This is a genomic window from Salmonella sp. SAL-020, from assembly GCF_017372215.1.
Lineage (GTDB): Bacteria > Pseudomonadota > Gammaproteobacteria > Enterobacterales > Enterobacteriaceae > Salmonella > Salmonella enterica.
This window is the reverse complement of the sequence record NZ_CP071690.1, coordinates 205,889-226,496: the sequence shown is the minus strand read 5'-3', so window position 1 is coordinate 226,496 and position 20,608 is coordinate 205,889. Positions and strand designations below refer to the sequence as shown.

The 20,608-nt window shown below is 53.0% G+C and carries 16 protein-coding genes, 1 tRNA gene and 2 other RNA genes; 3 read left to right on the top strand and 16 right to left on the bottom strand.

Features of this window, described 5'->3' with window-relative positions; all coding sequences use genetic code 11:
* Positions 1-4: 4 nt before the first annotated feature.
* The 5 genes from dppC to J1G48_RS01035 all read right to left on the bottom strand — a co-directional run bounded on the left by dppC (position 5) and on the right by J1G48_RS01035 (position 6,763).
* Positions 5-907 (bottom strand): dipeptide ABC transporter permease DppC, encoded by a 903-nt coding sequence (gene dppC / locus J1G48_RS01055; protein WP_000084690.1) that lies wholly within the window; start codon positions 905-907, stop codon positions 5-7.
* A gap of 9 nt (positions 908-916) precedes the next feature.
* Complete coding sequence (gene dppB / locus J1G48_RS01050) at positions 917-1,936, bottom strand: dipeptide ABC transporter permease DppB (protein ID WP_000938843.1); 1,020 nt, start codon at positions 1,934-1,936, stop codon at positions 917-919.
* Positions 1,937-2,092: 156 nt separating this feature from the next.
* The gene (gene dppA / locus J1G48_RS01045; RefSeq protein ID WP_000028048.1) at positions 2,093-3,700 is read right to left on the bottom strand and encodes a dipeptide ABC transporter periplasmic-binding protein DppA; all 1,608 of its coding nucleotides are present in this window, start codon (positions 3,698-3,700) and stop codon (positions 2,093-2,095) included.
* Between the two features lie 555 nt (positions 3,701-4,255).
* On the bottom strand, positions 4,256-5,581 hold the full coding sequence (locus J1G48_RS01040; RefSeq protein ID WP_001136079.1) for a uracil-xanthine permease family protein: 1,326 nt from the start codon (positions 5,579-5,581) through the stop codon (positions 4,256-4,258).
* Between the two features lie 57 nt (positions 5,582-5,638).
* A complete protein-coding gene (locus J1G48_RS01035; protein ID WP_000940815.1) occupies positions 5,639-6,763 on the bottom strand; it encodes an aryl-sulfate sulfotransferase in 1,125 nt (374 codons plus the stop codon).
* Positions 6,764-6,912: 149 nt separating this feature from the next.
* On the opposite strand from J1G48_RS01035, the gene J1G48_RS01030 reads away from it, so the two are divergent.
* The gene (locus tag J1G48_RS01030) at positions 6,913-7,920 is read left to right on the top strand and encodes a substrate-binding domain-containing protein (protein WP_000290704.1); all 1,008 of its coding nucleotides are present in this window, start codon (positions 6,913-6,915) and stop codon (positions 7,918-7,920) included.
* On the opposite strand, the gene J1G48_RS01025 is transcribed toward J1G48_RS01030, so the two are convergent.
* From J1G48_RS01025 to J1G48_RS00980, 10 genes are all read right to left on the bottom strand, one after another.
* Positions 7,911-8,029: non-coding RNA, RtT sRNA (locus tag J1G48_RS01025), on the bottom strand. The genes J1G48_RS01030 and J1G48_RS01025 overlap by 10 nt on opposite strands.
* A 36-nt stretch (positions 8,030-8,065) precedes the next feature.
* A non-coding RNA gene (locus J1G48_RS01020) (RtT sRNA) lies at positions 8,066-8,199 on the bottom strand.
* 35 nt (positions 8,200-8,234) lie between these two features.
* A tRNA-Pro gene (locus J1G48_RS01015) sits at positions 8,235-8,311 on the bottom strand.
* Between the two features lie 90 nt (positions 8,312-8,401).
* The gene (gene eptB, locus J1G48_RS01010; protein ID WP_001269258.1) at positions 8,402-10,093 is read right to left on the bottom strand and encodes a kdo(2)-lipid A phosphoethanolamine 7''-transferase; all 1,692 of its coding nucleotides are present in this window, start codon (positions 10,091-10,093) and stop codon (positions 8,402-8,404) included.
* A 217-nt stretch (positions 10,094-10,310) separates the two neighbouring features.
* Positions 10,311-10,838, bottom strand: a complete 528-nt coding sequence (lpfE, locus tag J1G48_RS01005) for a long polar fimbrial protein LpfE (RefSeq protein WP_000792957.1) — start codon at positions 10,836-10,838, stop codon at positions 10,311-10,313.
* Between the two features lie 5 nt (positions 10,839-10,843).
* Positions 10,844-11,923: a long polar fimbrial protein LpfD gene (gene lpfD / locus J1G48_RS01000; protein WP_000914254.1), complete on the bottom strand. Its 1,080-nt coding sequence runs from the start codon at positions 11,921-11,923 to the stop codon at positions 10,844-10,846.
* A 17-nt stretch (positions 11,924-11,940) separates the two neighbouring features.
* Positions 11,941-14,469, bottom strand: coding sequence for an outer membrane usher protein LpfC (lpfC, locus tag J1G48_RS00995; RefSeq protein WP_000220313.1), 2,529 nt, complete (start codon positions 14,467-14,469; stop codon positions 11,941-11,943).
* 22 nt (positions 14,470-14,491) lie between these two features.
* Positions 14,492-15,190, bottom strand: coding sequence for a long polar fimbrial chaperone LpfB (lpfB, locus tag J1G48_RS00990; protein WP_001082123.1), 699 nt, complete (start codon positions 15,188-15,190; stop codon positions 14,492-14,494).
* 84 nt (positions 15,191-15,274) lie between these two features.
* Entirely contained in the window at positions 15,275-15,799 is a 525-nt protein-coding gene (gene lpfA, locus J1G48_RS00985) for a long polar fimbria major subunit LpfA (protein ID WP_001519917.1), read from the bottom strand.
* A gap of 517 nt (positions 15,800-16,316) precedes the next feature.
* Positions 16,317-17,021 (bottom strand): autotransporter outer membrane beta-barrel domain-containing protein, encoded by a 705-nt coding sequence (locus J1G48_RS00980; protein WP_000637059.1) that lies wholly within the window; start codon positions 17,019-17,021, stop codon positions 16,317-16,319.
* A 156-nt stretch (positions 17,022-17,177) separates the two neighbouring features.
* Between J1G48_RS00980 and tag the strand changes: the two genes are divergently transcribed.
* Both tag and J1G48_RS00970 read left to right on the top strand, forming a co-directional pair.
* The gene (tag, locus tag J1G48_RS00975) at positions 17,178-17,759 is read left to right on the top strand and encodes a DNA-3-methyladenine glycosylase I (protein ID WP_001188418.1); all 582 of its coding nucleotides are present in this window, start codon (positions 17,178-17,180) and stop codon (positions 17,757-17,759) included.
* Positions 17,737-18,177, top strand: a complete 441-nt coding sequence (locus tag J1G48_RS00970; protein WP_000619902.1) for an N-acetyltransferase — start codon at positions 17,737-17,739, stop codon at positions 18,175-18,177. Before tag ends, J1G48_RS00970 begins: the two co-directional genes overlap by 23 nt.
* Here the strand turns inward: J1G48_RS00970 and J1G48_RS00965 are convergent.
* A complete protein-coding gene (locus tag J1G48_RS00965) occupies positions 18,146-20,479 on the bottom strand; it encodes a molybdopterin guanine dinucleotide-containing S/N-oxide reductase (protein WP_000148453.1) in 2,334 nt (777 codons plus the stop codon). The two genes, J1G48_RS00970 and J1G48_RS00965, sit on opposite strands and share 32 nt — an antisense overlap.
* Positions 20,480-20,608 lie beyond the last annotated feature (129 nt).

The following is a 20,608-nucleotide window of genomic DNA, read 5'->3' as shown; positions in this document are numbered from 1 at the left end:
CCTCTTACTGCTTCAGTTTGGGATCGAGCGCGTCACGCAGCCCGTCACCCATCAGGTTAAATGCCAGTACCGTCAGCAGAATCGCCAGCCCCGGGAAGGTCACGACCCACCAGGCGCTTTGCGCGAACTGCAGAACGTCAGAGAGCATGGTGCCCCATTCCGGCGTAGGCGGCTGTGCGCCCATCCCCAGGAAGCCGAGGGCAGCCATATCGAGAATGGCGTTAGAGAAGCCCAGTGACGCCTGAACGATCAGCGGCGCAAGGCAGTTCGGGAAAATATTGACGAACATCTGACGCATCGCGCCTGCGCCCGCCACGCGGGAGGCAGTCACATAATCGCGGTTCACCTCTACCAGAACCGCCGCGCGGGTTAAGCGGACATAGTGCGGCAGCGCCACAAACGTCAACGCCAGCGCAGCGTTGCCGATGGAGGGGCCGAAGATCGCCACCAGCACCAGCGCCAGCAGCAGGCTCGGCAGGGCCAGCATAATATCGACCACGCGCATGATGATGTTATCGACCAGACCGCCGAAGTAGCCCGCGACCAGGCCGAGAATGATCCCCATTACCAGCGACAGGACGACCACCAGACAGCCGACCAGCAGTGACAAACGCGCGCCATACATCAGGCGCGAGAGGACATCGCGACCAACATCATCCGTTCCCAGAATATGCGCCCAACTGCCGCCTTCCTGCCAGACCGGCGGTGCCAGCAGCGCATCACGGAACTGCTCTGCCGGGTTGTACGGCGCAATAAAGTTGGCAAACACCGCAATCAGGATCACGATGAGAACATACGCCAGCCCGACGACCGCGCCTTTGTTGCGTTTGAAATAGTGCCAGAACTCCCGCAATGGCGTCATGGGCGCCGGTGCGGCATTAACATTATTTTCAGTAACCTGTGACATGATGGCCCCTTACTTCTTATGCCGAATACGCGGGTTCACCACGCCGTACAGCAGGTCTACCAGCAGGTTGACGAGAATAATCATCGTCGCTACCAGTAACACGCCGCCCTGCACTACCGGATAATCGCGGCGTTGCAGCGCATCGATCAGCCAGCGCCCCAGACCGGGCCACGAGAAGATAGTTTCTGTCAGAATCGCGCCCGCCAACAGCGTCCCGACCTGCAGGCCGATCACGGTGACGACTGGCAGCATAGCGTTACGCAGAGCATGGACGATAATGACGCGCATCCTGGTCAACCCTTTGGCGCGTGCGGTACGGATGTAATCCTCCCCCAGCACTTCCAGCATCGACGAACGGGTCATACGCACAATGACGGCCAGCGGGATTGTGCCGAGCACCATCGCAGGCAGGATCATATGCGCCAGCGCATCAATAAAGTTACCCTCTTCGCCCCAGATAGCGGTGTCGATCAGCATAAAGCCCGTCAACGGATTGGTATCATCAAGGAACACCATATCGCTCACGCGCCCGGAAACCGGCGTCAGGTTCCAGTGGACGGAAACCAGCATGATCAGCATCATGCCCCACCAGAAGATAGGCATAGAGTAACCGGTCAGCGCCAGGCCAACGGCAGTGTGATCGAAGATAGAACCGCGCTTCACTGCGGCCAGCACGCCCACCGGAATCCCCACGGCGACGGCAAAAATCATGGCGCAGACGCCAAGCTCCAGCGTCGCTTTAAAGCGAGGCACGAACTCGTCCCACACGGGGATTCGGCTTTTCAGCGAGATGCCTAAATCGCCATGCATCACCCCCCAGATATAATGGAGGTACTGCTGCCACATCGGTTTATCAAGACCGAGTTCAGCCAGCAGTTGAGCATGACGCTCAGGGGAAATACCTCGCTCACCCGCCATGATCATCACCGGATCGCCGGGGATCATGTGGACAAAGGCAAAGGTGAGAAGGGTAATACCGATAAACGTCGGGATAACGAGTCCCAAACGTCGGAGAATGAACTGCAACATAACCCGAATTCTCTCTCATGACGCACGGCCTGGAACCGTGAGTCTGTATTGCTCACAAATCTTATCCCACGCAAACTGCATCGCGGATAAAGCATTACGCCGGATGGCGCTGCGCTTATCCGGCCTACACAACACCGGGGCGCAGCGCTCTTTTAATTATTCGACAGAGACGTTTTCGAAGTGATGTTTGCCTAATGGATCAACCACATAGCCTTTAACTTCTTTACGCACTGGCTCATAAACCGTGGAGTGAGCGATGATCAGCGCTGGCGCCTGGTCATGCATCACAACCTGGGCCTGTTTATAGAGCTCAATACGCTTGTTGTGGTCATCGGTCGCACGCGCAGGCTGAATCAGGTCTTCAAACGGCTTGTAGCACCATTTTGAATAGTTGGAGCCTTGCTGGGCGGCATCGCAGCTGAACAGAGTGGCGAAGAAGTTATCCGGATCGCCATTATCGCCGGTCCAGCCCATCATCACCGTCTGGTGCTCGCCATCTTTAGCGCGCTTGAGGTATTCGCCCCATTCATAGGTGACAATTTTGGCCTGAACGCCAATCTTCGCCCAGTCCGCCTGGATCATTTCCGCCATACGACGCGCATTCGGGTTATAGGGACGCTGTACCGGCATCGCCCATAGATCGATGGTGAAGCCTTTTTCCAGACCGGCTTCTTTCAGCAGCACCTTCGCTTTTTCCGGATCGTAGCCGTAGTCTTTAATATCGTCGTTGTAGCCCCACATCGTCGGCGGGATCAGGTTTTTCGCCGCAACGCCCGCGCCCTGATAAACGGCTTTGATGATGGCCTCTTTATTCACGGCATAGGTCAACGCCTGGCGAACTTTGACATCATCCAGCGGTTTTTTCTGCACGTTATAGGAGAGATAACCCACGTTCAGACCGGCCTGCTCCATCAGGTTGATGTTTTTATCTTCTTTCATGCGCGCAATATCCGCCGGGTTCGGATACGGCATCACCTGACATTCGTTCTTCTGCAGTTTGGCGTAACGCACAGAGGCGTCAGGCGTGATGGAGAAGACCAGACGGTCAATCTGCGGCTTCGTGCCCCAGTAGCCGTCAAAGGCTTTGTAGAGAATGCGGGAGTCTTTCTGATATTGCACCAGTTGGAACGGGCCAGTGCCGACCGGGTTCAGATCCACTTTTTCCGGCGTACCGGCTTTCAGCATGTTGTCAGCATATTCTTTGGAAAGAATAGAGGCGAAGTCCATGGCTAAATCGGCAAGGAACGGCGCTTCCGGACGCGTCAGCACAAACTGCACCGTGTGATCGTCGACCTTCTTCACTTCGCTAATCAGATCCGGCAGCCCCATGCCTTCAAAGTATTCATAGCTGCCGCCAGACACTTTATGGTACGGGTTCTGCTCGTTTTTCTGCCGGTCAAAAGAGAACACGACATCATCGGCGTTCAGCTCGCGCGTGGGTTTGAAATCCTTGCTGGATTGCCATTTCACCCCTTTACGTAGGTGGAACGTATAGGTTTTACCGTCTTCGCTGATATCCCACTTCTCAGCAAGACCCGGGATCACTTCCGTGGTGCCGGTTTTGAATTCAACCAGACGGTTATAGATAGGTACGGAGCTGGCATCATAGGTGGTGCCAGACGTAAAGAGCTGTGGGTTAAAGCCTTCCGGCGAGCCTTCTGAACAATAAACCAGGGTTTTGGCCTGCACGCTTGCTGCAACGGTCATGGCCACCAGGCTCAAACCAAGCTTCAGCATCCCTGACTTCTTCAAGGAAATACTCATTCTTCTGCTCCAATTGTGATGTATGTTGTTTTGCCCTTTGCAAAGGCTTTTACCGCCCGGCCTTTTTTGTTTTTTACCTGGTCAGGTCAGTAGTGAGAGGTGGGGATTCCGTTCGCATAATCGACTGAGTTGCAGTGCGGATTCTCCATAAAATGCCCCTCATTCCCTACAATCTGTCAATAGAATGCCAAAACGTCAATACAGGTAACCAGCTTTTACAACAACGGTGAGAATTAACAAACAAAGATTAAAAAAAGTTCAGAAGGGTATTTTCAGCAGGGAAATTTGTGCTATGGCCAGAAAGGCAGAGTTATTCACTTAATATTTTGCAACAGTTAGTGATTAACAATTAGACATTAATTGAAAAATTTCTTTCGATATGTTGATTATCTGAGCGATTAATACCACTAACGCTAAAACGCACAGGCGAAAATGCTGAGGTTATCCATAAGCCGTGTGCAAAAAAGAGTTATACGGACATTGAAAAACACCATCGAATATGTCACAAAATTGTAAATAAGTAGGCCGTCGTGCGGCCTACCGCGATCACAAAAACTAACTTTTGACCCTGGCCTGCGTGCGCTTTTCGCTCCAGTTAAACAACGAGTTCACCAGAATCGCCGTCAACGTCCCCGCTGCCATGCCGTTGCCAAAGACCATCTGTACGCCCGCCGGGAAATTCTGATACAGGCCGGGTACCAGTATAGGTAGCATTCCCATGGCCAGCCCCATCGCCAGCGCGTAGGTTTTACCCGGCGTATGCAGTGGCTCACGCGCAATCATATCAATACCGATAACCCCGATAATGCTGAAGACAATCACCGCCGTACCGCACACCACCGAACCTGGCAGACAGGTCGCCAGACGTACCAACGGTGCGAATATGGCAATCAGGATTAACAATCCTCCGGCAGCCGCAGTCACGAAACGTGATTTCACATTAGTGGTGCGTACCACCCCAATATTTTCGCCGGAGGTGATAATTAAGGAGGTGCCAAAAATCCCCCCCAGCAGCGACATTACCGCATCACCACGAATGGTGCGTGGAATCGCCTGCTGCACATTTTGCGTGGAATTGACTATTTCCGCGGTCGCAATCGTTTGCCCGGTTGCTTCAGCCATAGAGATGACCGCGTAAATCAGTAACGGCAGCGAGGCGGAGAGATCAAAAATCGGCCAGCCGAACGGCAAAAGCTGTGGGAAACTAAACAGCGGCCCGTGACTAACACCGCTAAAATCGGTGCTGCCCAGCGCCATTCCCAGCAGCGTTCCCGCTAAAAGGCCGAACATCACCGCCAGCTGGCGTAAAATACCGCTAAACGCCAGCGCGAAAATCAGCGTTATCAGGATAGTCCCCAGCGATAAAATGATACTGGTTGGATGAGCGAAGTCGGCGCTCCCTGGCTGGCCAATGATCAACCCGCCGTACAGGCGAATAAGGTTAATCGACACCATTAGCAGCATGATGCCAATGATAAAGGGGGGAAAATGGTGCAGGCAGCGGCGGAAAATCGGCAACGCGATAAAGTAGAACAGCGAGGTCAGAATTACGGCGCCAATCGCGGTCTGGATATTGGTCTGTAAAGCGATCGCAACGAAAATCGCAATCGGCGCGCCCCCCGGTACCATAATAAACGGCAAACGCGCGCCCACCCCTTTCACACCCAGGCTTTGCAAAATAGCGCCCAGACCGCACATCAGAAAGGTCGCGCTAAGTACCGAGGCGGTCACCGTATCGGTAAAGTGGAGCGCTTTGGCGATCAGAAAGACGGAGGTAATGGGGGTGGCGGCAACGACCAGCACATGCTGAAGCGCCAAAAGTAAGGTGGTTTGCCAGGGTAATGCATCGTTATCCGGCGTAGTAAGGCCAGGCTGCGGCATGATTAACTCCCATAAAACATCAAAAAAATAACCGCCAGCGCGGGCTGGCGGTCTGCATTATTTCAACCAACTAATAGCATCAGCGGCATAGCGATGCGCACGGAAGGCGCTGTTCTGTTTTCCAGGAATAATGCCTTTACTGAGGTGCTCCGGATATTCATTAAAGAACGGAATGATATATTCCCATACCGTTTCGCCTTCCGGGGTGACTTCAAACAGGCGGCCAAACGCCGATTCACAGATAAAGGTGTTGCCGTTCGCTAGCCGCTGCGCGCTCCCCATATACGGCGAGAAAAACGCCGGCGGGAAGATATCGCGATACTGCCAGGTAATCGCTTTGGTCTGCGGATCGAACTCCAGCACCGTGGAATGCGGCGAGGTGACGCCGGGACGCAGGTTGCCGTTATCGAAAACCAGAATCGACCCGTTCTCCATCTCAACCGGCGTGTGCTGCTGCGCTACGACTTCCGGCCCTGCATGCCAGATAACCTTCCCGCTCTCTTTATCCACGGCAATGACGCCGGAAGTGGTACGCAGGCTCATCAGTACCAGGCCATCACGGGTGACGGACAGGCCGTTAATCATCGGCCAGTGGCGGCGGTCGAAAATATCATGAATCGGGAAATCTTCCGGATTCAAATGCTCCCAGGCACGCCATTCCCAGACCACTTCACCGTCGCGATTGACCTCTTTGACGACGTCGCTCTGAATGATGCCGTCCGACGCATCGCGGCGCGGGTCGCCGCCGGTAACACGGGCGGCGATATCGGCAGGTAACGGCGACGCGGCGGTATACAGCAGGTTACCGTTTTCCAGCCACTGAGCATCATGGTGATGGAAGATGTCTTCATAGTGCCAGACGATTTCGTTATCCGGCGTCACTTCGTAGAAGTCGCCGCCGTGCCAGAGATCCCACGCCGGATAGAGGTTCGCTGAAGTGCGGTGGCTGCCGTTATAACCCAGATTACCGTTCGGCAGCAGCACCGCATCACGCCCGGCGCGAACCGGAAGCTGCCACTGATGCGCGACTTCGCCCTGCTCGTCCACCAGGTAAACCCGCCCTTCGGCGGTTTGCGGCGCAAAAAGCGTATAGCCGCCAAAGCTCTTCGCCTTATCAGCGTAGATAAGGCCCGCCGGACGGCGTCCAAGGGTAAAAGTCGAGTCCTGAGTTAAGTGTGCCACATCGCCTCCTGAGGAATAAATTTGCGCCAAAATACCCCATTAAAACGTTTTAATGAAGAGTTTTTTACGATCCTCACTGAAAAAAAGCAAACGTTACCGTCTGGTAAATATGCTACCCTGTGCGCAAATTTTCGCAGGTCAGGAAGCAGATGGCTGTTCAAAATAAAAAACGCGCAAAGTTGATTGATGTTGCCCGCCATGCAGGCGTATCGCCAGGGACGGTATCCAATGCATTGCACAACACCCGCTTTGTCGAGCCGCAGACGCGACGGCGTATTGAAGAGGCCATTGTTGCGCTCAACTACACGCCGAATATTCGCGCCCGCCAGTTGCGAACCGGCAAAACCAATACCATTGCCTTGCTCTCTTCGGTGCCGCTGGCGATTGCCTCCGGCGCGTCACGACTGGGATTTATGATGGAGGTGGCGTTAACGTCCGCGATGATGGCGCTGGAAAAACAGCATGCGCTGATTCTGGTGCCGCCGGGGGCAAATCCACTGGATGCCGTCAGCTTTGACGCGGCGATCCTGATTGAGCCGGCGGAGAACGACCCGCAGCTCCAGGCGCTGGCGCAAGCGGGCATTCCCTGCGTCACCATTGGCCGCACGCCGGGGACCGACACGCCTGTGCCGTGGGTGGAGCTGCACTCGGCGGCAACAGCACAGCTTCTGCTAACGCATCTGGAGGCCTCCGGCGCCAGCAAATGTGCGTTATTTGTCGGTAACACACGGCGAACATCAGTTCTGGAGAGCGAAGCGGCTTACCAGCGCTGGTGCGCGGGACGCCAGGCCCCCGTCGTCTACTCTCTCAATGAAAGCGAGGGTGAAAATGCCGGCTACCAGGCCGCGCAGCAGCTATTACAGGCACATCCCGACGTTGACGGCGTGCTGGTGCTGATCGACACCTTTGCCAGCGGCGCGGTACGCGCTTTTCAGGAACAAGACATCGCCATACCTGAACAAATGCGGGTGGTCACCCGCTATGATGGTATCCGCGCGCGCGAATCGCTGCCGCCGCTGACGGCAGTGAATATGCATCTTGATGAGGTGGCGCGACAGGCAATCACGCTCCTGTTTGCCGTTCTGTCGGGTGAGAAGGTCAGCTACAGCGACGGGATCATGCCTGAACTGGTGGTGCGAGCGTCAACCTGCCGGTGACAGAGGATGACTTGCCACTGCGGGCCGTTGCTGACGCAACGTTCTCTCGCTTCGCTCGAGTCGAACCTCTTGCCCCCGGAGGTTCTCATCCTCGTCAGGCTTCAGATACAAAAAAAACCTGCTCGCTGAGCAGGGTTTCTGAATTTGGTCGGTGATAGAGGATGACTCGCCACTGCGTGGCTCGCCCTGCGGGCCGTTGCTGACGCAACGTTCTCTCGCTTCGCTCGAGTCGAACCTCTTGCCCCCGGAGGTTCTCATCCTCGTCAGACTTCAGATACAAAAAAACCCTGCTCATTGAGCAGGGTTTCTGAATTTGGTCGGTGATAGAGGATTCGAACCTCCGACCCCTTCGTCCCGAACGAAGTGCGCTACCAGGCTGCGCCAATCACCGAATGCGGGCGCATCTTACTGCTCAGGCGCACGCCCGTCAATCCCTTAGTCGCAAAATACAATTCAATCGGCGAGAAAGTCGGCAGACAACCTACTTCGCGGCGACTTTCTGCGCATCGGGAATATGGCACCAGTTGTTGTTCTGGTTAATGCCGCCATTCGGCGATGTATACCCCAGGCAGCCCATTATCGTATCGTACAGTTCCACATGACGACGCGGCACTTTGATCTCCGCCTGCTGTTTCAGGTGAGCGAACATCTGCGCATGTTGCGGACTGGCAAGATATTTATCCGACATCCATACCAGCATCGGAACACGGAATTGTTCCGGCGGCGCCATATTGCGCGGCGTACCGTGCAAATGTTCACGTTCGTTAATCGACTCGCCGTGGTCAGCGGCGTAGAACACAATCGCTTTTTTATCACGTAGCTGATCGAACACACTGGTAATAAAGTGATCAACATAGGTCACGGAGTTATCGTAAGAGTTGATCATCTGCGCTTTCGTGCAGCCGCTATCGACCCCAATACATTCGGGCTTCCACTGAGCGTAGCTGCGCGGATAACGTTGCGTATAGTTAAAATGCGATCCCTTAGTATGCAGGATAATCAGATGTTTACCCTCCGGGTTCTGGGCAAGCGAGTTCTGCATCTCATCAATCAACAGCATGTCATCAACCGTTTTACCACGGTTACGCGGCTCGGCGCCAATCTGCTCGCGGTAGGAGATATTATCCGCCATGGTATTGCTATAAAACCACATCTCGCTCTGCATGGCGTACAGATCGGAACTGAATCCGAGCTGTTTGAGTACGGCAAAAACATTCTGCTCTTTTAACGTACGCTGCGGGTTATTATCCGCCCCACCTTCCCGTACAAACATACAGCGTAAAGAAAGCTTCGTCGCGGTATCGCAGGAATAGCCGCGGAATGCCGCCAGATTTTTTTCCTGCGCCAGCTTCGGCGTGGTATTACGCTCGTAGCCGAAAATCCCCATGTGATCCCAACGGGTCGTCTCACCGATAATGAAAACGACGTAGGTGTCATCCCCATCTTTCGGCGCAACATAGGTAAATTTCCTGGCCGGGTTTATTAACGAATTATTGTCCGACGATTCATCTACCTGCGCCCAGGCATACAGCCCTAACGCAGATAACCAGTTTGAAGGCAGATAGGAGTTCGCCACCACGCCGCCATAGCTGGGTAAGTCGATGCCTGTCGCCCGTTCAACCTTTTTTTGCTGTATATCCAGCAGGCGGATAGGCGCCCACACCATTACGCCTGCGAGTACCACTACAGCGGCGCTGCGAAAACGCTGCCCCGGCGTACGTAGCTGGCGCAACAACGTGTAGCGACAGTGGTTACTCCAGATAAAGATGAGCGGAAGCACGCTCACGGCAATCAGCCACAATACAAAGTGCAGCCCCACCACCTCTTTCGAGAGATCGATATCGGTGGTCATAACAGACGCAATAATGCCGTAGCCAATCACCACGTTCAGGAAGGTCATGTAATAACTGGCGCCAGCGGAAAACAGCACCACCAGCGTGGCCAGCACACGCCAGACGCGTCGGCCAAACAGTGAAAGAAGACGAAGTAAGAAGAAAGTGACCAGCACCGTGGCGCCCAGTTCGACAACTGCGGAGAGGCCTTTCCAAATGGTAAATTCTTGCGCATAACTGCCGAAACGGCGGTAAAACACGGCGCAATTCATAAACAGACCGATATAGAGCGCAAGCAAGAAACTAAGTTTCTGTTGCGTCATCGATTTAATGTATCTCATGCAAACAAACCCTGGGAATCGGGATAAAAACGACCTGTACAACGATTCTGTAATCAAACAGGTAAATATGCGGCTAACGCAGATGTAAGAAAGTCTACAAGCACGGTTAAGTAGACCACAAGCAGAGGGGAAAGTGGCAACGGAGAGTGTGATCGGAGAAGATTTTTACAAAAAATCACTAAAAATGGAAAAGGGCCAGCGAACTGGCCCTCAGTGATTATTCGTATGTGACGCTAAAATTCACCGTCGCATTCGCTGTGCCAACGGTGGCATCCGGCTTAACAGGCACATAGCTGGCGATATAGTTCAGCTTGTTCGTACCATCAAACCAGACAGTGTGTTCGACAGGCGTAGAGTCGGTACTGGAGGGGTATTGTTGCTCCCCACCAGATGTTTTAATTTTTAACGCCACGCCCGTCGCGCCGCCGCTATCCAGGGCAAAAAGCGAGGGGTCAGTCGGGTCCGGAGAACCGTCCATCGTAACGCTGGCCTTTGTGGCATACGCGCAATCTTTTAAGCCGATGCTAAAGTTTTTCTGGTTCAGCTCTTTACCCACTTTTACCGGGCGCTGAAGCACCACGGTCTCCATATTGACGTCGATACTGTCGTTTTCCAGTTCACAGGTAGCCGCCTTAATAGTAATGGTAAAGTGGATATCACCAGCAGAACCGATATTAGACGGTGCCGCCATCGCGGAAGCGGTAAGCAGTAAACACGCTGGCATCAAAGCATGAAGGTTTTTCATCCTGCTTACTCCACATCAATACGCATGGTGGCAATTCCCTCGAAATCCCCGGCGGCCGGCAATTTGCCGGTGGTACTGATGGGGTAAGCCGAAATGGTCGTTGAGGCGGTACGGTGCGTGTCGTCAACAAGACCCGATACGCTCAGCTCCTGATTAACACTGGCGTCATTTGGCACCAAAATTTTACCGTTAGCGCCCTCAATGACGGCACCGATATCCGGGTTGCCCATGTCGATGGCATTCGAATCATTAGCGTTTGGCATTCCCTCAATACGCAGGAAGATCTTTATGCCATCCGAGATATTGGTGCATTTAAACTGCAGCTCTTTGGTGAATTTCGTGGCGTTCTTTGCAACTTGTCCTTTGCGATCTTTAAAATCAGTGGCCTTAAATTCCCCAAACGGAATTTCCAGCGTGCTGCCGCTGGAGAGTTCACAGCCCTGAGGTACCGTAATTGAACCACTGATATATACAGACGACGCAGGTATACTGCCATATACACTGGGTTTCTTTGTCACAAAAAGGTCCATTATTTTGGTGCTAGGTATAATACTTTCACCCACAAACGGATGGAGAATATAGAGCGATAAGTGACCTTTGCCACCGGATGTCCATATTGCATCTTTACTACTTGCATTTTGCGAACACTGAGAGCGGTTGTTTGTCAGGTTACCTACATTCTCAAACGGTGTGTTAACGTATTCTCCTCGTCCCCCCGAAATCAGTACATCGCTCGCAATGGCAATATTATTATTGATCTGGTAATAGGAGCGACTCTCTATATTCGTAACAAAGGCCAGAGGAACCACAGCCTTAAATAAGGTGTCATTTATAAGAGAGGTATCATCAGGGCATTCACAGGACATCGCATAGGTTCCACCTAAATTCCAGCTATCGAAATCTACGAAGGTCGCACCCGTTGTGTTCTTTGACGTATCTGAAACTGTTTTATTTATGGTGGCACTGAAGATATGTGTTCCACCTTCAGGAGTACATGGTCCAAAATCTGCCGCTGCCAGCGCCTGCCCCGAAAACAGCACCGACCCGCCCAACAGGCCCGTAAACATTATCAACTTTTTCAACATAATCGTTTCCTTCCCTGTTACCGGCAGACGGCATTCGCCATCACCACGCCGGTATTATCCTGTTGTTCCGGCAGCGTAAACGCCACGCGGCATTGCTGTGCCTGGTCTTTACCCCAGTTCACCTGAAGGGCACCTTTCTCCGGCATCCCGCTGATATAAAGCTGACCGTCTTCACCCACAATGCTGCTGGACTCTTTTGTGGTATCCAGCAGCGTGGCGGTAGCACCAAACGGCACCGCTTTGCCATTGGCCTGCGTCAGATTCATCAGCACGCGATAGCCCACTCGGGTATCGAAGCGGGCACGAACAATCGCGCCGCGTGTCGGCACTACGTTGACGGAGGCGGTATCCAGGTCAACCTGGTTGTTCAGGCTGTCGCTTCGCAGTGAGACTTCCGTTTCACGGTACGGAGTAAGGTAAGGCACGACCGCATTACCCATCCAGTCCACTTCCACACCACCGTTGTTGATCACGTGCGCGCCGCGCGCGCCCGGCGCGGAGATAATGGCCATGGACTCACCCAGCGGTTGAGAAAGAGTGATACCTTCGCTATGGGCTATCACACCGCCGCGCAAACCGTAGTTCACCTGCTGGCCGTCACGGTTGTAGTTGTAACCCAGGCTGGCGCTACCCACGCCGCCCTGGTAATCCAGGTTCACGCTGCCGCTGTTACCCACGCCGTTGCTGCCGTAGCCTTCCTGTACGCTATAGTTCAGATTGCGGTCTTCCAGCGCGGTGCCGCTCACCCCTAACTGCTGGTTGGTTCGGCCATGCTGATCGGTCGTGAGGTGGTAGTTACTCCACACGCGTCCCAGAGGAATCGACATGGAGAATGACAGTAAACGATCGCTCTCATCCCACTCCGGGCTTTTCGTCCAGGTGTAAGCAACGCTGTAGTTCACGCGGCCAATACGGCCGTTATAACCGGCATTCAGCGAACGCTGTTTACCTTCATCGTTCCAGTAATCCTGCTGCGTGACGTTAAAATAGACCGAGCCCCAGGCGCCCAGTTGCTGCGTCACGTTGCCCTGAATCTGACTACGTTTGTGGTACTGGCTATAAGAGCTGTCCGCATCGCTGCGCACATCCGTCGCTTCCTGGAAGGTGTAATAGCCGCTGGTCGAATACTTGTAACCCAGCAGACGGAAATCGGTACCGCTGTTAAAGCTCTTGGAATAGAGGAAACGATAAGACTGACCTTCCGAATTCTCCTCATTTGCCAGCTTGCTTTTTGCCTGGGTTACATCGATGGAGATCGCGCCGATATAGCCGAAGTTTTTACCTAATCCTCCCGCCAGCGAGTAATAGTTGTCAGAGAAGATCGCACCACCGTAAACGGTAAAGCCATACGGCAGGCCGTACATGGCATCAAGCTGCCCGAATTTTGGCTCGGCGCTGTTATAGTTCCCGGCACGGTATTCCCCGGCGGAAAGGCTGTATTTGAGATGGCCTTCACGCTGGAGGAGCGCCACCGAGGAGAACGGCTGAACGAACTTCTGCTCACTGCCGTCCGATTCTTTAATGGTGACCGTCAGGTCGCCGCTGTTTGAGGTTGGATACAGGTCGTTAATTTCAAACGCACCCGGCTGAACAAACGTACGGTAAATAACGTAGTTGTTCTGCTCAACGGTAACTTCGGCGTTACTTTTGGCAATACCCCGGATGACGGGCGCAAACCCGCGCTGGCTGTCAGGCAGCATCTCTTCGTCGGAAGTTAACTGCACACCGCGCATCTGAACGCTGTCAAAAATATCACCGGCGGTGGAGGTATCCCCCAACGTCAGCTGTGATTTCAACGGCACAATGGCACGGCTTAGAGATGTGCCAATGTTATCCCATGTGTTGTTACCGTCGTTTCGCGTCCAGGTGCTATAGTTACGTAACCGCCATGCCCCCAGGTTCATACCGCTGCGCAGATTCAGATAGTAGCTGTCGCTGTTGTAGCTGGTTTCACTGTCGTGTGCGTCATAGCTGGCGTTGCTGCCGGAAAAGTTATAATCCACCAGCAGGGCATTCACCCCTTCGTCCCACTGCGATTCTGGCACCGTACCGCGCGCTGTCTGCGTCATCGCAGCCTGCGGGAAGCTCATGATCAGGGTCTGGTCTGCAAAGTCGAAATGGCTGGCGGCCTGGGGAATAATGTCGTCAAAAGCAACACAGGCTTCAGGCGGGGCCATTTTCAGAGCCGGGAAGCTATCAATACGCACGCCCATATCTTCAAGCTGCACGCGGCTTAAGCACGGCACCAGGGATTCACCCATTTTTGCGCGCTGCGCCTCTGTCGCTGCCTTAAACTCCAGGGTGCGAGACTCCATTTTTTTTTCGTTGACCACCACCGAGACGCGGTATTTACCTGGCAGGTGTTCAGCTTTATTGGATTCATACATTGAAAGGTCAACGTGCTGATCAATACCCGGCACATCCTCCAGAAAGCGCGGGTTAAATGTTCCCGCATACGCGGGGAGCGTACCCGCTATCATCAGCGCAAGCGCAGACTGCGTGAAACGCGAGGTCTTATTGCCCAGAGGAAGATGCGTCCATGTCATAGTAATAATCCTTTAAAACGCGTTAGTTAACGCGCTGTGTCAACATGTCGCCAGCCGTGCCAAAGTCATTAATAATGTTGTATTTAACTTCGCTTACCTTGCCGGTGCCGGCTGGCAGTTCAATATTCAATGAGCCTTTTGCCGGAACCATTCCCGTTTTTTCAATATCACGGCCGTTGGCATAAAATTTATTAAACGTCAGGTTAAAGGCAGATGGGTTTTCCACTTTGATCTGGTTAGCCCCTGCGCTGGTGAACTGCAGTTTGTTCCAGCCGTCCATGCTATTGCCTTTCAGGCCCGCCGGGCGATAGAACAGTTTTAAGCGGGTACGTACGGCGATCTGCAGTACGTTTTTAGCTTCCGCGTCTTCACTTTTGGCAGGAATAGCTTTTACGTTAATCCAATAAACGGACTCGCGATCCTGCGGTAACGTGTTCGTCGTATTAACAATACGTAAAACGTTATTTTTAGTCGGGCTTAATTTAAATAACGGTGGAGTGATGATAAAGGGCGTCTTTTTATTACCGTTAGCATCATCAATCCATGACTGAATGAGAAATTCATCCGTGGTGCTTTTATTATTTACCGTAAGAGAAGCTTCCTTTCTACTACCGTCATAAATAACACGCGTGCTGCTTAATGCCACGCCTCCGGCAAAACTGTTTTGAGCAATCAACGCCAGCACCAGTGCTGTGCAAGATATCAAACGTGAGCGGTTCATGATTCTCTTCCTGAGCCTCCGCTGGAAAAAATGGCAACGGGATTTCCGTTGCCATTATGATTGTCTGTATTAACGAAAATTCGATTATTCGTAGGACAGGTTGAAGTCCACTTCTGCGTTACCGTAACCAGTGGTTACAGTATCTTTTGTTGCAACGTAGTTAGCGGTGTAGTACAGCACGGTCTGACCAGCAGCCAACGTAGTGGTGGATTTACCGGTGTTCATTTCAACAAGCTTGTTAGCGTTGTCGTAGATACCGATGCCCACGCCAGTTGCCGCACCTGCTTCAGTGTTAACAGAAACCAGTGTCGCATCGTCTGTATCACCAACGCCATTGAAGCTTACGTTAACTTTGGTATTAGAGGTGATGTCACAGTCTTCCAGTTTGATCTGGAAAGGCTTAGAAGAAGACTTGTCGCCAATGGCTTTGAAGATATTTTTCTTAACCTGACCCAGCACAACTTCCTGGTTCTGAGAGTCAGTAGAAACGACGCATGGCGCGTCAACGATTTCACCGGTGAATTTAATGGTGCCGTCACCAGATTCAGCAGCGAAAGCAGAAGTGGAAACTACAGCGAGAGCAGACAGAGCAAAAACAACCTTTTTCATTAAAAACTCCATTTATGACGGTAGATAATAGAACGCATCCTTAGGATTATCTGCATTCTGTGAGGAAATGGAGTGTATAGAGGTGGGTATTGGATACTATAATTAGTATATATAAAAACAATTGTTAGTTAATCTTAAAAAGAATAGAAATCAATATGTTACAAATGCAGCGTACATAAATGTAATTTTTTATTAAGAATAAATTAATATAATTAATATATTATTTCTTCCTATTCATAAATAAGTTAAATGTCTTCCTTATTTATTAGACGTTTTTTTAACTACAATTGATTAGGTATTTGTGCTAAATAAAAAAAAGGGCACCAAATGGGTGCGCTGTACGCCTGGTGTTGCATGTGTTACGCAGACGCTTCGCTAACCCCCTCCCACTGCGGCTGGCGAATAGTGGTGGAAAGTGCCAGCGAGATAATTAACAGCGCAAAGATAACGCAGAAGGTTAGCACCCTACTTCCGCCACAAGAGCTGTTATCACTGCGTTTCGATTATAATTTTTAAGTTAAAACCTGGCGCTCACCCCCAGGGTATACAAATAATCGCTATCCGTAGCGCTATTTTCCGCCTGGGAAAACGCCGCATACGCCGCCAGGTGCGGGTTAAGTAACACGTCCGCGCCTACGGTGACATCCAGCCAGTTTCCCGCCTGATTTCCTGCGGTCATACGACTCAACCCGGACTGCGCTTTCCAGATATTCTCCCCAAACTGTTGGTTATAGCTGATTTGCGCCCAGGGACGGACATCGCCGAACTGCGAGTTTACCCGCCAGCCTAACGTACTGACGCTGGCGTGCCATAACGGATCGGTAAACGCTAATGTCGTCGCGCTATCGCCATATTCGTTATACATTGATGACGTCGAACCGTCGTAATGCAGCGCCGCGACCGGCCCAGTGGTCACGCGTCGGGAAAGCGGAAAATTCCAGCCCATACTGATACCGCTGGTCGCATCAAGCGGGGTTTCATCCGCCAGGCTAAGCACCGGCCCCACTGTATTTTGCGTAGACTGAATACGTTCGGCCAGTATGTCGTTGTAATTCGGTTGGTGATCGCTGTCCCAGGTATAGCGTTCCGTCGTATGCCCCGGAGCCGCTTCAGCGATATATTCTTGTTGCCAGGCATACGTGGTATTGATAAAAAACGAGCAGGCCATAAGGCCCGCCAGACAACACAACGTCCGGCGACCACGGCGTTTTCTTACAATCATCAACGCGACTCCAGAGTAGAGCCGAATTCGGCGATATTATTGTCATTGAATGAAGGATGTCGGGCATCAGCCCTGTATTAACTATTGTCCTTTTAGCGGGCCCGTCAAGGCGGGTTGAAGGAAATTTTCGCGGTAACCACAATAACGAGGAAGTCTATGCAGCGTTGCGACTGGGTCAGCCAGGACCCCCTTTATATTGCCTATCATGATAACGAGTGGGGCGTACCGGAAACTGACAGCAGAAAGCTGTTTGAAATGATCTGTCTTGAAGGTCAACAGGCCGGTTTATCCTGGATCACCGTGCTTAAAAAGAGAGAGAACTATCGCGCCTGTTTTCATCAGTTTGACCCGGTACGCATCGCAGCTATGCAGGAGGAGGATGTTGAACGCCTGCTGCAGAACACGGGCATCATACGACATCGCGGTAAAATTCAGGCCATTATCAGTAACGCCCGCGCCTGGCTTGCGATGGAGCAAAACGGCGAGTCTTTCGCCGATTTTGTCTGGTCATTCGTTGATGGCCAGCCGCAGATCACCCAGGCGGCCAGCCTGGATAAGATCCCCACCTCAACACCTGCGTCCGATGCGCTTGCTAAGGCATTGAAAAAACGTGGTTTCAAGTTTGTCGGTACGACTATCTGTTACTCCTTTATGCAGGCGTGCGGACTGGTCAACGACCATATTACCGGCTGTTTTTGCCATCCGGGAGAAAAACATGATTCGCAAATCCCAGAGTGAAGACATGGCGTCTATTCTGGCGCTGTGGATGAAAAGTACCATTTATGCCCATCCCTTTATCGAAGAACGTTACTGGCACGAGAGCGAAGCAATTGTACGCGACGTCTATTTACCCGCCGCACAAACCTGGGTATGGGAGGAAAATGGACAACTGAAAGGCTTCGTCAGCGTACTGGAAGCCCGTTTTGTCGGGGCGCTGTTTGTCGCCCCCGACGCGTTAAGACACGGCATTGGCAAAGCGCTTCTGGAATATGTCCAGCAACGTTTTCCTCTGCTGAGCCTTGAGGTTTACCAGAAAAATCAATCCGCCGTAAACTTCTACCATGCGCTTGGTTTTCGTATTGAAGATAGCGCCTGGCAGGAGGATACCGCCCACCCCACCTGGATTATGAGTTGGCAGGCGGATCAAACGCCGTAAGCGGTAGCGCCGGGCCGGTATATTTCTCAAACCAGACCAGCGCGGTGTTGCCCGCACAACCGTTCCCCAGCCGGGAACTGGGAAGATCTTTTGTCAGGACGTTTACCGCGCCGTTTTTGCATATGCCGCCTGCGGTAGGTTCAGGGTCCGGCCATGCGCCTTCGTGAATACAGATAACGCCAGGCCGAATTCCGTCGGTAACGACCGCGCCCGCCAGAACCTGCCCGCGATGATTCCAGACGCGTACCGTATCGCCATCGACGATTCCGCGCGTTGTCGCATCCTGCGGATGAATCGTCACCGGTTCGCGTCCGGCCACCGCATACCGCTCCCGTAACGAACTGTAGTTAAGCTGGCTATGCAGACGGTGCGCCGGATGCGCGGAAAGTAGCTGAACCTGCCCCGCATCGGCGTTCCCGTGCCACTCATCCGGCGCCAGCCACATCGGATGACCGGGACAATCCGCATAACCATAGCTGGCAATGCGCGCAGAATAGATTTCGATTTTGCCGCTGGCCGTTTTTAGCGGATGGTTATCAGGATCGCGGCGAAAATCCGCGAAGCGCACAAACTGCGCGTTGGCGGGATTTTCCGGCATCTCCAGTAAACGGTTAGCCTGCCAGAATGCGGCAAACGGCGGCAGCGTCACCCCCTGGCTGGCGCCACGCTGGGCGGCAATATTGTAGAAAGTCTCCAGCCACGCCAGCTCGCTTTTTCCTTCGGTGAACCGAGCGTAACCGCCGGCTTCCCACCGTTCGCTCAGTTCAGCAAAAACGTCAAAATCATTCCGCGCCTCCCACCGGGGCGACACGACCTGCTTCATCGGCGCCAAATGCTGATTGCTATAGTCGCCGGTCATGGTTAAATCGTTACGCTCATAGCTGGTGGTCGCAGGCAGAACAATATCCGCGTGTTTCGCGGCGGCCGTCCAGAAACATTCCGAGATAACGACCAGTTCCGGTTTTTGCCACGCGCGAATCAGACGGTTGGTATCCTGATGATGGGTAAAGTTCGCGCCGCCCGCCCACCAGATAAAACGAATATCCGGGAAGCGGCGATCCATCCCATTGTGTTGGTAAAACCCACCGGGGTTTTCCAGCGCCTCGACAATACGCGCCACCGGTATTTTATCTACCGCATCGACCCCGCCAGGGATGCTTCCCTGCATCGAGGCTAACACGGCGGCGCGGCGCGTCGGGTTTCCGCCGTTAGCAAAATGATAAGAAAAACCAAACCCGCCGCCAGGCGTACCAATCTGCCCCAGCATTGCGGCCAGCGTAACGATCATCCAGTGCTTTTGCTCGCCGAACTGCTGACGCTGCATTCCCCAACCGGCCATCAACATGGTGGTGTTATGATGAAATATTTCCGCCAGTTCGCGGATTTTCACCGCAGAAACGCCGCAAATTTCCGCCGCCCATTCCGCTGTTTTGGCCGTACCGTCGGTCGTGCCCAAAAGATAGTCGGCGAAGCGGTCATAACCCGTTGTGCAGCGGGCAAGGAACGCTTCATCCTGCCAACCGTTTTCCACCAGCGTATGGGCGATCCCCAACATTAACGCCACATCGGTGCCCATATGCGGGGCGATCCACTCCATCTTATCGCCAAAAAAGTCGACGCTTTCCGATCGCATCGGATCGATGCAGATCAGGCGCTTGCCGCTTTGTCGCAACGCCGCAAAATAGTCGAGCCCCTGTTCATCCGAGGCATTCCAGGCAATTTTCAGAGTATTCAGCGGGTTCGCGCTCCAGAGCACCACCACCTCGCTGTGTTCCAGCACCACCGGCCAGCTAGTCTGCTGCTGGTAAACCTCGTTGCCACCCACCACATAAGGCATGATAGCCTGCGCCGCGCCGGTGGAATAATCGCCAAGATGGCCGGTATACCCTCCCGCCAGCGCCATGTAACGCTGCAATAGTGTAGCCGCTTTATGCAATACGCCGTTCGAACGCCAACCGTAGGAGCCGGCGAAGATGGACGATGGCCCATAACTTTCGCGAATACGTTTGTGCTGAGCGTGGATCAGGTCCAGCGCGTCATCCCAACTTACGCGAACAAACTCATCCTGCCCGCGTATGCCTTGCGGCTTATCGGGAGAAGCCAGGAACCCTTTACGCACCATCGGGAAGCGAACCCGCGTTTTACTGTGCACCTGGTCATGCACAACGGTTTGCAGGGAGTTCTGGTGTGCCGTCGGGAGTTCGCCATACGAGGCAAAAATGCGTTCTCCGTCGGTTTCAACGCGGACTGGCCCCCAGTGTGCGGCGGTCAATACCGAATGACGCGATGGTGCGTGGGTCAAGGTTCGCTCCTGAATTATTGGGATTATTTATTTTGCCGATCAATGTTACTTACAAATTTCAGAGTTTTCCCTGGAATTTTCTTCATGTGCAGACGTCATAATCAACCGCCACGGTCGCTGTGGTAAAAA

Bases quoted from the DNA above. Each gene is read 5' to 3' on its own strand.
- dppC (WP_000084690.1), bottom strand. From the start codon at position 907: ATGTCACAGGTTACTGAAAATAATGTTAATGCCGCACCGGCGCCCATG.
- dppB (WP_000938843.1), bottom strand. From the start codon at position 1,936: ATGTTGCAGTTCATTCTCCGACGTTTGGGACTCGTTATCCCGACGTTT.
- dppA (WP_000028048.1), bottom strand. From the start codon at position 3,700: ATGAGTATTTCCTTGAAGAAGTCAGGGATGCTGAAGCTTGGTTTGAGC.
- J1G48_RS01040 (WP_001136079.1), bottom strand. From the start codon at position 5,581: ATGCCGCAGCCTGGCCTTACTACGCCGGATAACGATGCATTACCCTGG.
- J1G48_RS01030 (WP_000290704.1), top strand. From the start codon at position 6,913: ATGGCTGTTCAAAATAAAAAACGCGCAAAGTTGATTGATGTTGCCCGC.
- eptB (WP_001269258.1), bottom strand. From the start codon at position 10,093: ATGAGATACATTAAATCGATGACGCAACAGAAACTTAGTTTCTTGCTT.
- lpfE (WP_000792957.1), bottom strand. From the start codon at position 10,838: ATGAAAAACCTTCATGCTTTGATGCCAGCGTGTTTACTGCTTACCGCT.
- lpfD (WP_000914254.1), bottom strand. From the start codon at position 11,923: ATGTTGAAAAAGTTGATAATGTTTACGGGCCTGTTGGGCGGGTCGGTG.
- lpfC (WP_000220313.1), bottom strand. From the start codon at position 14,469: ATGACATGGACGCATCTTCCTCTGGGCAATAAGACCTCGCGTTTCACG.
- lpfB (WP_001082123.1), bottom strand. From the start codon at position 15,190: ATGAACCGCTCACGTTTGATATCTTGCACAGCACTGGTGCTGGCGTTG.
- lpfA (WP_001519917.1), bottom strand. From the start codon at position 15,799: ATGAAAAAGGTTGTTTTTGCTCTGTCTGCTCTCGCTGTAGTTTCCACT.
- J1G48_RS00980 (WP_000637059.1), bottom strand. From the start codon at position 17,021: ATGATTGTAAGAAAACGCCGTGGTCGCCGGACGTTGTGTTGTCTGGCG.
- tag (WP_001188418.1), top strand. From the start codon at position 17,178: ATGCAGCGTTGCGACTGGGTCAGCCAGGACCCCCTTTATATTGCCTAT.
- J1G48_RS00970 (WP_000619902.1), top strand. From the start codon at position 17,737: ATGATTCGCAAATCCCAGAGTGAAGACATGGCGTCTATTCTGGCGCTG.